Origin of the sequence: Clostridium sp. DFI.5.61, from assembly GCF_024462915.1 — a bacterium.
GTDB lineage: Bacteria > Bacillota > Clostridia > Oscillospirales > Oscillospiraceae > Lawsonibacter > Lawsonibacter asaccharolyticus.
Map to the genome: position 1 here is coordinate 14,959 of NZ_JANGBZ010000008.1, position 14,020 is coordinate 28,978.

Consider the following 14,020-nt stretch of genomic DNA (forward strand, 5'->3'; position numbering starts at 1 on the left):
TTACGGTTCAGCCCCCAACTGCTGCGCTGTTTTTATTGATCATTGAGATACCTCGCCAATTTCTTCTCCAGCAGTTCCGTCATATCATTGCAGAGGCGCTTTACCTTATCCTGCTCATGGGCGTAGTACCAGATGGTTTCCTCTCCGGGACGGAGCAGGAGCTGGTCGCCGTCCGCTTCTTTCCAGAACTCGCCCAGCACACAATACCGCTCTCCATGGATGGTCAGATGAAATGTTCCAGAGAGTTCAACGATTACACCTGTGGATACATTGATGCCTGCGGTCAGCAGGAAGAACTCCCGCACCTGGGCCGGAAGCGTGAAATCCAGCACCCTTTCTCGTCCTGCGATTTGCTCCTCTGTGGCGGCGGGCTTGATCTCATCAAAGAGGTTAAGCACCTTTGCCAATGCCTTGGAGAACTTGGGGTATCGGCCAAACAGTTCCGGGTGGCTGGCCTTGAATTCCTTTTGCTTTTCCCGCTGCACTCGCTCCTGCTCCTTGCAGAACGCATCCAGCTCTGCCAGATACCGCTCCTGGTAGAGATCGCTGGCCTCAAATGCTGTGCCGCTCTTTTCCAGAATGGCGATGGCGCCCTTTTGGCTGCCAAACACCGGGACCCACTGAAAACCGTGTCGGCAGGGTTTCAGTTTCAGAAATTCGCCCCGACTCAGCAGGGCTTCCAACTCCGGCTCGTGCTCGTTCCACCAGCTCCACCAGGTTTCAGGTGTTTCCCGCCCCTCGACCAAGTCCAGGAGTTTTACTGTCAATGATTCTTTGTTCATAGGTGTCCACGCTCTTTCTCCGCCATCACTTCCACATTACTCAGTAGCACAAAGCTCATTCATTTTTGGAATCAGTAATTTATCCATCCACTGACAAACAATCTCAAAGGTATTGTCAATTTTTTCTTCATTTCCTATATCAAGATATATTTCATTGTCTCTTAAACTGTAAAACAGTGGTTGTGTGTTGATGTCTGTTTTGGCGTAACCATAAGGGTCGTATGGACGGGTGTTGATTATATAGCAAACCTCTATGCTTATGCTATCCTTTGTGTTCCCGCCAAATGAGGAAAACGCAATCATATATGTGAAATTTTTACTGTGCCTCGTAAGTGTTTTGTCGGATTTTTTATACTTAAAGCCTAAATGCCCGTACTTTCCTTGCAACTTGTTTCCAAGCATTTGCATTGCTTCGTTAAAGTTCATTGTGCCCCCTCCATTTTTTACAGGAAAAATAAATATAGTTCATTTCTCCGTTTCAGAGGTCGCAGGAATAGATGCTCATGACCCCGTAATCGGTGTGCAGGACAAGCCCGCTTTGGGTAAAGGCAAAATTCACCTGCAGCACCACAAAGGGGTCGTCAATGGCAGCCAGCAGTTGGCCGCTGCTGGTATCCCACAGCTCTATGGGAGAGTTGCCACGATCCTGCTGAACAGCCATCAGGCTGTCCCTTGTCTTCACCGCGCAGGTATCTGAAAAACTCAGCCCCTGCCGGACAGAAAATGGGAAAGGATTGGCTATCTCCTCTCCGGTCTGGGTCAGATAGAACTTGCCGCCCACCGAGAAAAACTGGTCATCCGGGGAGAAAAAGGGATGCCAGCCCTCATTGGAGATCACTGTTTTTTGGGCGGACTTCAAATCGACCAGCACATACTCACCCTCGGTGACGCGGTAGGCCGCTTTGCTCTGCCGGGGAGAGAGCATCCCGAAGCAGTAATAGGCAAAATTCGGGTCTTTTGACTTCTTGCATTTTACCGTTTCCCGCCATATCTCTGTGTTGCTGCCAAAGTCAAAGACGACGATCTCCTCGCCTGTGTACCACAGGGCCAGGTCACCACTGGCATCCAGCATGGCCTTCATGCTGTTTTTCTTGTTGGCAAAGGGCGTGATTTCATGGGTGCGGAGGGAAAACTGCTCCAAAAGATAGCTGTTGTTCAGCAGCAGAGTATCATTGGGGCAGAGGACCTGCTCATAGGTCATCCGCCTGGCACCCAGAGAGACCGTTTCAAAGATCTCCCCGCTGCCATTGAAGTAATAGAGGATCTCGTCCTCAAAATCTCCGGCCACCCTCGTCAGGAAGAAGTCGTCCCGTGTGAGGGCGGCAGCCAGGGGCATAAAACCGTTGCTGTCCTTTCCAACAAACCGGTGGCACCGCGCCTGCCCGACGGCGGCATCCGGATTCTGATAGACAAATCCTTTCCGCATCTGGCCCATCATGGCGCTGGCCGCCTTGCTCTTGACCTGGAAGGCGGAGTCACACAGGATCTCCTTGACCTTCCCGCCATTCAAGCAGGTTCGGATGATATGTCCGTCAATTTCGATCCGCCACTTCTTATTTGTGGCGGGGTTGAGGAAGGTTTTTTCAATCATGGCTTCGACCTTTCCTCCTTTCGGATCAGGATGCTTTTTCCCTCGGCGTTGATGCTATACAAGTCGTCCAGATGGATGTGGAATCCGTCCTCACGCACGGTTTCTGCCATACCCAAAGCGGCTTTCGCCAATAGAAGCAGCCCCGCCCGGTTTCCCGTTAATTCCAATTCATTTCCATCATCATGGGTGGCAAAGGAGAGGTGGGCTTTCGGTTCTAACGGTAGGATGGGCAGTTGTTCATCATTGAATTGAATGGTCAGTGTTTTGGTTGTCATCGTTTGTATCCCACCTTTTAAAAACTTCTCAATCAAAATCCATCCAAAGCAGGTGTTTTCCGCAGTGGAGACACTGGAACAGATAGCATTGCAGGTGCCCGCCATTGACAGATTCCCGAATCATTTCCTTCTGCTCCTCATCCCACATAGGATCTTCCAGCACATCTTCCATCACACCCAGCGCCCGCAGTTCTCTGGAACCCACAGGGCCCAGATAGGCGCAGTAATCGCCGCAGTGGGCGCGCCAGTATTCCTGCTGCCAGCCGGAGTAGCCGGGAGTGCGGTGGATGAGCTCGTCCAGCTTTTCAGAATCGTCCACACCATCATCCACAGAGAAATCGTCCTGGAAGCTGCCGTCATATTTCCGGGCCGCCTCGCCGCTGGAGATACACTCCGGGCACAGATGCTCAATGTCCTTCACAGCGTAAAAGGGGGCTGTATAGAAAATATGAGTCGTCTTGCCGCAGCAGTCGCAGACAACGCCATCTGGGGACTCCTCAAAAGCGCCGGTTTCCAGAGGGGTGGGGTGATACCGGAAGGTGGGCAGGCCCAGCTGGGCCTGCCGCTCCTTCTCTTTCTGTTTTTCCTCCGGCGTTTTTGGCCTGGGGAGGGCATAGTGGTTGCCCCAGTTCTCCGCATAGTCCTTCAGCGTACCCAGCCGCTTGAGGGTCTTTTTATCGGAACGATTTCCAATTTGGCAGAGCAGTTCGTAGGCGTCCTTCTTAAAGTCCAGCAGATCATACACATCCACCAGCACTTCCTTGGCCTGCCGGTCCTCGGCGTGTTCCAGGTCCTCCTTGAAGGCATAGAGGGCGCGGACACTGTCCGGATTTCCTTCTGTCTCTCGAAACTGCTTTTGGAGTTCAATATATTGCTTCAGGTATTCGTTCATGGTCAAAATCTCCCATCAATCCCACCAGAAGTACCAGACGGCGGACTGTTTCTGGGAAACGCAAGTCCGCTCATCAAGTCTGTGGGGAGGGTTCCGCACGGTCCAGAGGAGTCTCATTACATACACTTACTTTGAACGGTTTGTTCTCCAGATCAAAATCGATCGTGATGCTTCTGCTGTACTGATCCAGATCATTTTCGATGGTATATTCTGTGGAAATCCCAAACTCTGGATGATCGCTGTATGTGTTGGGAAGATGAGTCCAACCATCACTGGAAGGATACCTCTCAATCAAATAATCCTGGGTTACATGGTTCAGTTCCTGATTATCCAATTTGATGCTGGTGTGTTTCTCATCATAAAAAACCACCATGGAATCTACCACACCATCTTCGATTTTTTGAGATGGCGTATCCGACCCTGTGGACACCTGGTTTGTAATGGTCACCTCTAACAACACCCCGTCTTTTTCCAGGAGCCGGATGATGGACCCACCCGGCAGAATCTCCTGCCCATCTTTGGATAGGGACCAATCTGCCCGCGTTTCGTAATACTCTTCACCCACGAACGGCTCCAGGAAATAGGGCGTCTGCCCGCTGATTTTCCAACCATCGTCGGTCAACTGCTTAAAAGAAATCGGGATCGGATAATAAACACCGTTCACTGTGAGCCCCAATTCCATATTTTCCGGCATGGCTTCACTCTCCTGTTCATCCGGCATTTGCGTGATGCTCTCTGTGATCTCCTCTGAAGCAACAGGGGTTTGGGCCGTGCCGCCCTCCCGCCCGCAGGCAGTCAGCAGTACCAGGAAACAGCACATCATCAGTATCTGCAAGTTTTTCATAACGTTCCTCCTATCGTTGCTGTTCCGTCATTCCGATACAGCCCATCAATCCCACCAGAAGTACCAGACGGTGGACTGCCGCAGGACATCCGCCAGATTGCCCACAGTGGGGTCATCCTGCTCCTGATCCACAATGTCCGGACAGAAGCCGTACTGTTCTGTGGCAGCTTCCATGGCCCTCTCCTCAAGAACGGGAGCCGGGAGCAGGAACTCCAGCTCATCGTGGCTCATAGCGGCAGGGATGGCGCCATACTGCTCGAACCAGTGTTTCGCCACTGCCATCAGGGCCGGGGTGTCAGGACACTCGTTCCAGTTGCCGAAGGGCAGGTAGGCGAAGATCTCCCAGGGGTTCTTTACCGGGATCTTGGCCAAAATGAGGGGGTAGGTCATGTGGCTGTCCGAATCCCAATAGCAGGAGAAGCGGTCATTGTCATAGCCGCCCTCCATCTCGCCCAGGACTTCCTCCTCCCAGTCCAAATCGTCGTCCTCGGCTTCTTCCCTGCGCTGGCCGGTCAATTCCTCCAAAACCGCCTTTCCGTCTTTGACGGAGGTGGAGAGCATCTTCTTCCGGTACTCCTCCACAGCTTTGGGGTCAAATTCATAGCAGTCCGCATCATTCTCCGGGTCGGCGTTCATTACCAGGCACTCCAACAGCGTTTCATCATCCGCCTTGATGAGCACCGGCACAAAGCCTTCTTTGACACTTTCCCGTTTGGCATAGCTGTATGCCGACATAATGGGGTCATCATCTGCCATGGATGGGAAATAGGTACACTCGCAGTCCAGATACTCCATGATGGCCTGAGCTGCCTGGGAAGGCTCCAGCGTGTCCTCATCGAAGTCCTGTCCCTGCCAGTTGGTGAAGCGTTCTTCGATCACCTCTGCCATAGCCTGATAGTAGTCCTCGTCAAAGGGGATGAACAGGTAGGCTTCATCCTGGAACTCATCGGAGTGATACTTTTCTGAGCCGAAGTATTCCAAGGCATAATCATCAATATCTCTGGGGAAGAATGGACTTTCATGACCATTGGAATATGCACCATAATAGTAGGAAGCAAATGCTCGGCCAATCTTATTGAACAGCGGACCTATCAACTGCCCGTCCAGTTCATCCCGGATAAACTCCCGCAGATCTACGCCAGCCGGATCAGCCTTGACCTTTTCTACCACATCACTGTACTCGGCAAGGAATTCTTCGCCCATCAGGTCGTGCTCCATACACCAGCGCAGGTAGATGGCCATGTGGTTATAAGCATTGATGGGGTCAATAGGCAGTTCCTTCTCCTCAATGCTCTCAAGGTGATAGGAAGCGTCGTCCATCTCACCGTCAAAATCATCATTGGAAAGGGTGCCACGGGTGATAGCATTCTGGCGAGTGGGGTTTACGACAAAACTGATCCCCCTCATCTTGTTCAGCAGAGCGTCTACATCATGTTCCAGTTTATAGTCCAACTCGTCTTCATAAAGCGGAATGACCTGATAGAAGTTGACCTCCTCGCCGCCCGGCAGGGTGCAGACCTCGCTGCCATCCTCCGTACTCTGGGGACCGATCAGGGTAGCAGTGCACAGTTTAGTGTTTTCTGCAAAGGGTTCCCGGTTCTCCACTGTATGACCATGCCCCAACCAGCTGTTACAGTTGATGGGCAGACGGGCCAGGGATTTCAGCAGGCGGATGGGCCAGTACCACTTTTCGTCTTTCATGGACTCCTGATCCAGCTTCCAGTCCGCAGGCAGAGCGATGGCAAGCTCCGCCCGCTCCAGCTTATATTCCGCCAGTTCCTCCGGCACATTCATCCGGTGGGCGCCCATACCCATGGTGACCAGAGTGTAGTAGTCCCGTTCCTCCGAAGGCGGAACAACGCAGATGTCCACATGGATGTCGGGGGAAACCAACTCGTGGAACACATTCTCAACATTGCCGAAATACTGATCAATGTGCCCCTCGACGGCCTCCATCTCCTCCTCGGTGTAGACCTCGGGAACACCGGTTTCTTCATCCTCGGGTGCTTCATCGTCCGGGTCATCGTCATCATCGTCAGGGTCACCGTCCGATGACGCCCAGGAGATCTTCAGGGTCATCTGCTCCTCCGGCAGACTGACACCGGGGCTGCGGGTGATGGTGTGCTTATCGTCTGCAGAAAAGCCGATAGTCTCGCCATCCTTCAGCATCACATCACACGCCAGCACATAGGAGGCAAGGCTTGCCAAAAAGTCCCTCAGATCCTCCGGCTCGGCGTCGGTGTTCAGCACCTCCATTTCCTCCTTGCCGAACACATCCATACCGTAGGTGTAGCCGTTCAAGCCGCCCTCGCTCCGGTACAGGCCGAACCAGACCCAGTTGAAGATGGGCAGTTCGTCCTCTTTGAGCATATCGGCAAAGCCCTCATAGAAACGAGGCTCAAATACCACACCGCTGGTGTAGATGCCAGTGGCGTATTTCTGGCGGCAGCAGGCGGCCACCAGCTTGGTGAAGAGCTTACCCTTCTCCAGAATCTTTTCCTCTTTGCCCAGAATAGCCACCATGATATGGGCGCGGTGTTCCTTGGCAACTTGGACCGCATCCTCCCACATATAATTGTTTTCTGCGTTCAGTTCCGCTTCGCCGTTGGGAATGGGATAGGCCGCCAGACTGACAGCGGCGAGCATATCACCTACCTCGAATACCAGTGCGTCGTCATCCTTCTCCTCACTGGCGCCGTATTCATCCACGGTGATGTCCCATTTTTCCTTCATGTCCCGGATGAACTGCTCTTTGTCCCATTCTCCCTTGGACAGCAGCACAAAGCCGGTGAAGACGCCTGTGTGGTCACTCTCGTCCTCGGTCTCTGCCTCGGTCCGCTTTGCGATCTCCTCCTGACACGCTTGGATCACCGCTGGGGCGTCCTCATCCTCCGGGTCCAGCTCCGCCCAACGCTGGGCGTAGGGGATGGCCTTTTCCTCCTGTCCGTAGAGATATTGATAGGCATACGCCATCCGCATATTCCACTGGGACTTGTCCTGTCCTTCCTGCCGGACGGACTCCAGCGCCTCGATGGCCCGCCGCAGGGCTTTATCTCCCCTATAGTTAGGGGTCCCCTCATCGTGATCCCCAATGATGGCATAGTTTTCCAGTGCCCGTGCCATGGCATAGGCAATACGATAGGTTCGCCAGTCCTCTGGGACGGCGTTCAATGCTTGGATGCAGCGAGTGTACTCATCCTCGTCGTTCCACTGCTCGATTTGTGCGAAGAACTCCTCCGCGTTCTCTGGGGTGTAAGGGATATAGTCCATGCCCGTCAGCGCCTCGTCCAGCTCATCCTCTTGCTCCTCAGCGTCCGGTTCCTCCTCGGGCGGTGTTTTCAGGCTCACAGTACCAGCCTCCCGGCGGAAGGTGTGGAAGCTGGCCCAGGGGATGTCACTGTCCCCGAAGAAGGTTTTCGCCTTATCCAGAGCCGCCCGGATGTCCCAGGCGATAAAGTCTACATATCCGCAGTAGAGGCCGGTGGCTCCGCCGGTGAGGGTGAGCACTTCCGGGCCGTCCCCGGTGGTGAACACTTCCTCCAGTTTGTCCCGGAAGTCGAAGATCTTCTCCGTTCCTTCCTCCTCCCGCAGGGTATCCAGGGGATAGCAGAAGAAGCCTGCCACCGCGCCGTCAGCGTGGAGATTGTCCATAAAATCATTGTCGACATTCAAATAGCCGTTGATGAGCGGCACACAGTTGGTGGAACCGGCCATCACATCCAGCCGCCAGTCGGCTTCCGGGTCTTCATTGGCTTTCATTTCGTAGCCAAGATAGCTCTCCAGATAGGCAGTTGGATCAGTGGAGAGGGTCGCTCCCTTTTCTTTCAGCATATCGGGCAGCTGGGACAGGAGGAAGGACGGCTCCGCCTTGGGCTCCTCCAGCACATCAAAGCTGTCTATGTATCTCATGTGGGGGATCTCACCCAGCACTTGGTCGGTGAGGGTAGTGAGCATCCACCAGGCCCGGCCTTCCGCCTCCCGAAGCATAGGCAGCAGCTTTTCACAGTAGGCAGAGATGGCGAAGCTGTTTTCACCCTGCTCCTCCAGCCAAATCTGCACATCATTCCCAGTGATATTCCATCCCTCCTCGGTACGCAGGCCGATGTTTTGGAGGGGGTGACGGCCCACCAGGATGTTCCAGTGCTCCAGCACCTCCTTGGGGGCGTGCTTCTGGAAGTAGACCAGCTCAAACAGCTTGACCTTGTCGCCCTCCGGGGTGAGGATCAGCTCGTACTTCTCGCCGTTGAAGCCCATCTCGAAGGAGATCTCATCAAAGATCAGATTCAGGGTTTCTTCCATTTGGGCCACGAGTTCTGCGCCGCGGGTGTGGTCTTTGTCCTCGTCCATCATCTGGCGCAATTCTGCTTCCATCTCGGCAAAGGTTTCCCACCAGTCCTCTGTCCGTTCCCGGAAGCACTCCGAGAACTGCGGCAGGGAAATGCCCTTCCTGCACCAGTCGATCAGTTCCTCAATGTCCTGTCGGGTGTTGAGCTTAGGATCATCACCGGGATGCAGTTCCAGAGCTTTTTCAAAATACCGCAGAGCGCGGCCCTCCTGGTCCAGATAATAATAGGCATACCCCATGCGGAAATTCCAAGAATAAGTTTCTCCCAGTTCCTCCTCGTGGGACTTCATCAATTCCATTGCCCGGTGAAGCAGCTTCCTTCCCTCCGGCTCACTGGGGTCCGCCAGATTGTTGTAGGCCCGGGCCAGCTCCATATCGATTTCCGGGGTACGCTCCTCGGAAGGAATAGCATCCAGAGTGTCAATAATTTTATGGTGTTCGTCGTTTTCATGCCACTTCTGGCACTGCTTCAAAATATCCATATCCGGGTCCTCCTCGTCCTGTTCCGGTTTCCAGTCTTTGATCTGCTGGAACACGCCATTTTCATCCCGCTCAAAGGCGCAGGGGGCGGGGGTGTTCAGCAGAGGGATGATGTCGGGATCGTCGTTGCAGATCGTGTTCAGCTTGTAGATTCCGGCATTGTTGGGGTCGTCCATGTACGCCTCGCTCTCGTCACCAGCAGTGAAGCGCCAGCCGCTGTCCCAGCCGCCGTCCGGCTTCTCCCGATAGCAGTAGCCAACCTTGTAGCCCTCCACCGTGATGCGGTTGGTGGCGATGCAGCCATCGGCACCCTCCCAGTCGGGAAGCAGATGTTTCACATCCTCCGCTTTCACATGGTAGTCCCGGTTGCGGCCAGCGGCGTCGTACAGTTCCTTCCGCAGGGATTCCACATCCCGAGCCATCTCCTGGATCTCCCCCTCGTCCATCATCTCACTGAGGTCATATTCCAGTGGGTTCTGCGCGAAATCCGCCAAAGCCTTGTTCATGGCGTCATGCTCCCCTGGCGTGGCGGTGATGCGGATACGGCGGGCGGGGGTGTTGTACTCGTCCAGATCCTGAAGGCTCACACTGCCGCTGACGCTGCACTCCAGCAGGATGGCGGCCAGGTCGGTGACCACATCAATGGCGAAGTGAAAGTCCATCTCCACGCCATTAGAGTGGGTGAACTCCAGATACTCCACGGTCTGGTGGAAATCCCAGTTCTGCTTGTCCAGACCGATCTTGGCAAAAATCTCGCTGAGGGAGATTTCCTTCTTTTTCTGATCCTCTAAAAAGGCCACAAGGTTCAGGCTGTCATCCGAGCCTCCAATAAAGTTGCCCCAGTATTTTTTGATATACATCTGTCACGCCTCCTTTTATTCCGGCCACTCATCTCCGTCACAATGGCCGATGAAGTCATAATGCAAACTCCATTATTTGTAGTAGTAGTACCAATTCCCGCCAAATTCCCGGTCACATTCCTCCTGGGAGGCAAAGGTACAGTCCTTGATTCCCTCAATGGGGTAATGGCGCTTTGTCAGCTGCTCTCTGTGATAGGAATTGATGGTTTCCGTCAGGCCGCTCCGCCGCGCCGCCTCTAATTGCGCGTCGGTAGCAAAGATGTAGGACACAAAGTAGTTGTCCGGCTGGATGTACCAGCCAAACTCAATGGCCTGCTGGATGTCAGAAAAGTGGTGTTTCACATCCTCCATGCAGGCTTCTATTACTTTTTGCCATGCGAGCTCATGTTCCTTATTTCTCATATTCCGCCTCTGCGACACGGGCCTTTTATTTCTCCATTATAGGTGCGGCTGTCCCAGATGGCCTCAAATTCCGCTTTCTCTATGGTGCAGGCGTGGAATTCCTCGCCCCAGACATGGGCGTTCAGTTCATCTACGGTGGGGATCGGCGTGATCTCGATGGCACCGGCGTAAAGGTCGGGGATGTTGCGGGTGTGGCCGTCTGCAAAGATGTCAATGGAGCGATGGGCCAGCCGCTCATTTTCGGTATCCACTTCATAGAAGATGACCGGCGGTTCTCCCTCCGGTGCGTCCTCCCAAAAGAGTTTGATGTACTCGATCATTCCATTTCCCTCATTTGAACCAATGCCACCCCGACATAGTGCCGGTCAACTCATTCATCTGTACCGCAATGTCATAATCGCCCTGACAGCCCAGCAAAGCTGTGGGATGATCGTTTTCCAGAATCAAATCATAAAACTCAACCGCTATACCTTGGAATTCCTCTGGAATCTCCAACACAGAAAAGAAATCCACTGATTGAGCATTTTGGAAAAATTCAATGGCCGTTTTACTGCATTTTACTGTTATCCCTTTATGAGTGGTCAACTCTTTCATGCTTTCGCAGCCTCACTCATGTTCAGATACATCCCCATCGTTTTTTCATTGTCACAGGCCGCCCGGATCATCTTGGATAGCAGCATCAAATCATCGATATATTGGGAGTACACGCAGAACACATCTTCGTCGGAGTCAAAGTGAAACAGATCCTCTCCGCTGTTGTTTTCCTCAAACTCCCGGATCACGCCCTGGACCAGCCGTTCCCAGTCTCCGCTGCTGCCGGTCAGTCCCAGCCGTCGGAATTCCTCTGTCCGGAATCCGTCGCTGATCTTCAGCAGAAGGGAGATCGCATAGGGGTGGTGGGGAATGAGAAAAAATGGCGCGATCTTCTCCGGCTCCACCCAGATTTTGAATGGCGGGCGCGGATCGGGTATCCATGGAAGGATCTCCCATTCGCTCTCCCGCCGGTTTCCGTATTGGGAGAGGTCTTTCATGGCTTCGCCCCCTGTTCCAGTCTCTTTCTGCATTTCTCAATGTGGGCCTGCTTGGCGGCCAGAATCTCCCGCGCCGTCTCCGCCTCCATCCGCAGCAGTAGGGCAATTTTCTCCGGGGGCATCCCGTCCACCGCCAGCATACAGAGAATCTCCTTCTGCGCGGAGGCTTTGCCGGCCGCGAAGCCGGTATCATAGTCGTAAGACAGCAGGGCAAGGAATTGCTCCGGTGTCAGAGTGGAAATCAGTTCCTGGTCTCTGTGGCAGATCCTGCTGCGAAGTGATTGTACTTCTTCCTGTGATAGTTTAGACATGGACTTACCTCTTTCCGGCATATCATGAACCGATTTGTTCCATATTTGCCGGGCGGAAGATCCTGCGGCCCGCCAGCAGCTCCTCCAGCTTTTTGGCCAGCGCCTCCACAATGGCGTGGCATGGGTTTTCATACCCCACGATTTCCAGCTTTTGCAGCTCGACACAGTGGAGCGTTCCATAGAAGCCCAGCATGAAATCCGTCAATTCAGCAATCATCTGGTAGCCTTCCATGTTGTCTACATCGGTCTGGCCCTCTTTGGCGGTCATCAGACCGATGATCCCCACCGCCACAGTGAAAGCGCCGCAGCAGGACTGTTCAGTCTGCATCCCAAGGCCCATGACGGAGAACATCTTCCGGGTCTCCTCAGACAAATTCAGGTGGTAATATTCATTGCAGGCCAGGAACATCGCCTCGGCGCAGGTCAGTTCCGTGCCGATGTGATAGTGGTTGACCAGTTCATAAAGTTTCATTTCTGCCATACTGTACTCCAATCGCAAAGCGTTTCATTCTGTGTCACCCGGCGCAGCTCGTCCCGCACCTCCATCAGCGCAAAGCCAAGTAGGTTCCGTCCCCGCCACTTCATCGGGTCCTGGGACTCCGGGGAGCTGGCAGGGAGCCGGATGCCCCAGATGGCATCGTAGGGGCTGGCCTCCACCAGCACACTGTCCCCGGTGGAGAGGAGAAACTCCCGCAGTTCGCGGTTCTGGCTGAATTTGCACCAGTTGCCATTCAGCACAATGGCGTATTTGAACTTGTCCCATACCTTCTGGTCAAAGCCCCGCACCTTGCGGCCCAGGGCCTTGATCTGTTTAGGATCGCTGCATTTCAAAATCTGCTCCCGGATTTCACTATCGCCAAACAGCTGGGCTTTGCCCGCCATCATATACTGCTCCATGCAGAGATAGGTGTCGGCGATGGACCAGAAATCCTCCATCCACCACTGGCTGAGGCAGCTTTTTGTCAGCTGGCCGTCCTCGGAAGGCTGATGGCCCCAGAACAGGCACAGCTCTCGCGTTCTCCCCGCGGTAAACTCCTGCTGGAGCCACTGGCGGGTGTACTTTGGCTGACCCTCCGGCTGCCACGCATCCACCAAGAAGTCACCATGCTCCAGCACCTCGCCGCTGTCCTCGTCATCCCACCAGCCCTTCCAGGTCACCGGCTCGGGAAAGAGGCTGCGGTATTCCGTCCGCTCCTCCGGGGAGAGGGTGTCCAGCCAATCGCCAAATCGGTATATGGTTTCCTCCCCATAGCCCATGCGCCAGCCAATGGAGTATCGCTCGATCTCCCGGTGGGCCAGCCAAGGGGGAGGCATGATTTTCTTATCTTGTAGTGCCATAGGGGTTCTCCTTTTCTGTTCAGTGTTATCGCAGTTCTTCTCTCACATCCAGTGGAGCACCGTCCAAGGATGTGATCTGTGACAGCTCTGTTTCCGTCAGATTTTTCAGGAAAATGCAGTATTCGTCCGGGTGGCCTCCTACAAACTCCATTTTTGGCATTCCGATTTGCTGTGGGTCGGTGATCCACAGGCAGGGTTCTCCTGTCGCCCAAAACCGGGTCAGAGTAAGAATTTGGCCGTTATAAATAACTTTCTGCTCCATCCTTATCCCTCCTGCAGCTTCTTCAGCAGCTTCACGATCCGCTCCCGGTTCTTTGCGGTTTTCATGAAGGTGGGGAGATGGTCAGCCTGGGTCATTTTCGCTCTTCCCATCGGCTTTTCCCGCAGGTCGGCGCTGAGATAGTCGATCAGATAGGCAAGGTGCTCCCGGTTGAGGGCCCAGACCGGCTTACCCTGGAAGAAGGTCAAAAACCAAAGTTCCAGGCCGAACCAGGGGTCCTTGCCGCCCTGAATCTCCGCACCATAGGAGAAAGCCTCCACCGTCTTGTGTACCTCCCCCGGCATGGTTTTCCCACAGTAGGGACAGGCCACATGGAGGACGGGAAAGCGCTGCTTTGCCTCATCTTCAATATCCACCCGATAGTACCTGCCGCAGTTCCTGCATTGGTTATGGACATCATAGCGGTAGACCGTCCGATCCTGCGTCATCCGGTGGCCGCAGCTCAAGCAGCGGAAATAGGCGTCATCCTCATCCGCTGTCACCACACCCGCGCCATGGCACTTGGGGCATTTTACCTGGATACCGGTGGTGAAGGCGCTGTAGGCACTGTGGGTGAAATAGGGTTCATCGATGATTCGGATCATAGACT

General features: G+C 54.1%; 16 protein-coding genes. All 16 read right to left on the minus strand.

Annotation, left to right across the window (positions count from 1 at the left end):
- Positions 1–32: 32 nt before the first annotated feature.
- The 16 genes from NE584_RS05915 to NE584_RS05990 all read right to left on the minus strand — a co-directional run bounded on the left by NE584_RS05915 (position 33) and on the right by NE584_RS05990 (position 14,015).
- A complete protein-coding gene (locus NE584_RS05915) occupies positions 33–782 on the minus strand; it encodes an SMI1/KNR4 family protein (protein ID WP_256182149.1) in 750 nt (249 codons plus the stop codon).
- Positions 783–818: 36 nt separating this feature from the next.
- The gene (locus tag NE584_RS05920) at positions 819–1,208 is read right to left on the minus strand and encodes a hypothetical protein (protein ID WP_256182151.1); all 390 of its coding nucleotides are present in this window, start codon (positions 1,206–1,208) and stop codon (positions 819–821) included.
- Positions 1,209–1,260: 52 nt separating this feature from the next.
- Positions 1,261–2,373 carry a hypothetical protein gene (locus NE584_RS05925; RefSeq protein ID WP_256182153.1) on the minus strand — a complete coding sequence of 371 codons (1,113 nt, stop codon included), beginning with the start codon at positions 2,371–2,373 and terminating at the stop codon, positions 1,261–1,263.
- The gene (locus NE584_RS05930; protein ID WP_050623979.1) at positions 2,370–2,648 is read right to left on the minus strand and encodes a hypothetical protein; all 279 of its coding nucleotides are present in this window, start codon (positions 2,646–2,648) and stop codon (positions 2,370–2,372) included. The genes NE584_RS05925 and NE584_RS05930 overlap by 4 nt, the downstream gene beginning before the upstream one ends.
- Before the next feature lie 28 nt (positions 2,649–2,676).
- Complete coding sequence (locus NE584_RS05935; protein ID WP_050623980.1) at positions 2,677–3,540, minus strand: CbrC family protein; 864 nt, start codon at positions 3,538–3,540, stop codon at positions 2,677–2,679.
- A 73-nt stretch (positions 3,541–3,613) separates the two neighbouring features.
- On the minus strand, positions 3,614–4,384 hold the full coding sequence (locus NE584_RS05940) for a hypothetical protein (protein ID WP_256182155.1): 771 nt from the start codon (positions 4,382–4,384) through the stop codon (positions 3,614–3,616).
- A 45-nt stretch (positions 4,385–4,429) separates the two neighbouring features.
- Positions 4,430–10,069 (minus strand): DUF2185 domain-containing protein, encoded by a 5,640-nt coding sequence (locus NE584_RS05945; protein WP_256182157.1) that lies wholly within the window; start codon positions 10,067–10,069, stop codon positions 4,430–4,432.
- 72 nt (positions 10,070–10,141) lie between these two features.
- Positions 10,142–10,471, minus strand: coding sequence for a hypothetical protein (locus NE584_RS05950; RefSeq protein WP_256182158.1), 330 nt, complete (start codon positions 10,469–10,471; stop codon positions 10,142–10,144).
- Positions 10,468–10,791 (minus strand): hypothetical protein, encoded by a 324-nt coding sequence (locus NE584_RS05955; RefSeq protein WP_256182160.1) that lies wholly within the window; start codon positions 10,789–10,791, stop codon positions 10,468–10,470. Before NE584_RS05955 ends, NE584_RS05950 begins: the two co-directional genes overlap by 4 nt.
- A gap of 10 nt (positions 10,792–10,801) precedes the next feature.
- Entirely contained in the window at positions 10,802–11,065 is a 264-nt protein-coding gene (locus tag NE584_RS05960; RefSeq protein WP_050623985.1) for a hypothetical protein, read from the minus strand.
- A complete protein-coding gene (locus tag NE584_RS05965) occupies positions 11,062–11,502 on the minus strand; it encodes an Imm51 family immunity protein (protein ID WP_256182161.1) in 441 nt (146 codons plus the stop codon). The genes NE584_RS05960 and NE584_RS05965 overlap by 4 nt, the downstream gene beginning before the upstream one ends.
- Positions 11,499–11,813 (minus strand): hypothetical protein, encoded by a 315-nt coding sequence (locus tag NE584_RS05970; RefSeq protein WP_256182162.1) that lies wholly within the window; start codon positions 11,811–11,813, stop codon positions 11,499–11,501. The genes NE584_RS05965 and NE584_RS05970 overlap by 4 nt, the downstream gene beginning before the upstream one ends.
- A 22-nt stretch (positions 11,814–11,835) precedes the next feature.
- Entirely contained in the window at positions 11,836–12,294 is a 459-nt protein-coding gene (locus tag NE584_RS05975) for a C-GCAxxG-C-C family protein (RefSeq protein WP_256182164.1), read from the minus strand.
- Entirely contained in the window at positions 12,282–13,151 is an 870-nt protein-coding gene (locus tag NE584_RS05980) for an NADAR family protein (protein ID WP_256182166.1), read from the minus strand. Before NE584_RS05980 ends, NE584_RS05975 begins: the two co-directional genes overlap by 13 nt.
- Positions 13,152–13,176: 25 nt before the next feature.
- Positions 13,177–13,413: a hypothetical protein gene (locus NE584_RS05985; RefSeq protein WP_193955471.1), complete on the minus strand. Its 237-nt coding sequence runs from the start codon at positions 13,411–13,413 to the stop codon at positions 13,177–13,179.
- Between the two features lie 2 nt (positions 13,414–13,415).
- A complete protein-coding gene (locus NE584_RS05990; protein ID WP_256182167.1) occupies positions 13,416–14,015 on the minus strand; it encodes a hypothetical protein in 600 nt (199 codons plus the stop codon).
- Positions 14,016–14,020: the final 5 nt, after the last annotated feature.

What these genes read in the sequence shown, in the direction of transcription:
- NE584_RS05915 (WP_256182149.1), bottom strand. Translation starts at nt 782, where the DNA reads ATGAACAAAGAATCATTGACAGTAAAACTCCTGGACTTGGTCGAGGGG.
- NE584_RS05920 (WP_256182151.1), bottom strand. Translation starts at nt 1,208, where the DNA reads ATGAACTTTAACGAAGCAATGCAAATGCTTGGAAACAAGTTGCAAGGA.
- NE584_RS05925 (WP_256182153.1), bottom strand. Translation starts at nt 2,373, where the DNA reads ATGATTGAAAAAACCTTCCTCAACCCCGCCACAAATAAGAAGTGGCGG.
- NE584_RS05930 (WP_050623979.1), bottom strand. Translation starts at nt 2,648, where the DNA reads ATGACAACCAAAACACTGACCATTCAATTCAATGATGAACAACTGCCC.
- NE584_RS05935 (WP_050623980.1), bottom strand. Translation starts at nt 3,540, where the DNA reads ATGAACGAATACCTGAAGCAATATATTGAACTCCAAAAGCAGTTTCGA.
- NE584_RS05940 (WP_256182155.1), bottom strand. Translation starts at nt 4,384, where the DNA reads ATGAAAAACTTGCAGATACTGATGATGTGCTGTTTCCTGGTACTGCTG.
- NE584_RS05945 (WP_256182157.1), bottom strand. Translation starts at nt 10,069, where the DNA reads ATGTATATCAAAAAATACTGGGGCAACTTTATTGGAGGCTCGGATGAC.
- NE584_RS05950 (WP_256182158.1), bottom strand. Translation starts at nt 10,471, where the DNA reads ATGAGAAATAAGGAACATGAGCTCGCATGGCAAAAAGTAATAGAAGCC.
- NE584_RS05955 (WP_256182160.1), bottom strand. Translation starts at nt 10,791, where the DNA reads ATGATCGAGTACATCAAACTCTTTTGGGAGGACGCACCGGAGGGAGAA.
- NE584_RS05960 (WP_050623985.1), bottom strand. Translation starts at nt 11,065, where the DNA reads ATGAAAGAGTTGACCACTCATAAAGGGATAACAGTAAAATGCAGTAAA.
- NE584_RS05965 (WP_256182161.1), bottom strand. Translation starts at nt 11,502, where the DNA reads ATGAAAGACCTCTCCCAATACGGAAACCGGCGGGAGAGCGAATGGGAG.
- NE584_RS05970 (WP_256182162.1), bottom strand. Translation starts at nt 11,813, where the DNA reads ATGTCTAAACTATCACAGGAAGAAGTACAATCACTTCGCAGCAGGATC.
- NE584_RS05975 (WP_256182164.1), bottom strand. Translation starts at nt 12,294, where the DNA reads ATGGCAGAAATGAAACTTTATGAACTGGTCAACCACTATCACATCGGC.
- NE584_RS05980 (WP_256182166.1), bottom strand. Translation starts at nt 13,151, where the DNA reads ATGGCACTACAAGATAAGAAAATCATGCCTCCCCCTTGGCTGGCCCAC.
- NE584_RS05985 (WP_193955471.1), bottom strand. Translation starts at nt 13,413, where the DNA reads ATGGAGCAGAAAGTTATTTATAACGGCCAAATTCTTACTCTGACCCGG.
- NE584_RS05990 (WP_256182167.1), bottom strand. Translation starts at nt 14,015, where the DNA reads ATGATCCGAATCATCGATGAACCCTATTTCACCCACAGTGCCTACAGC.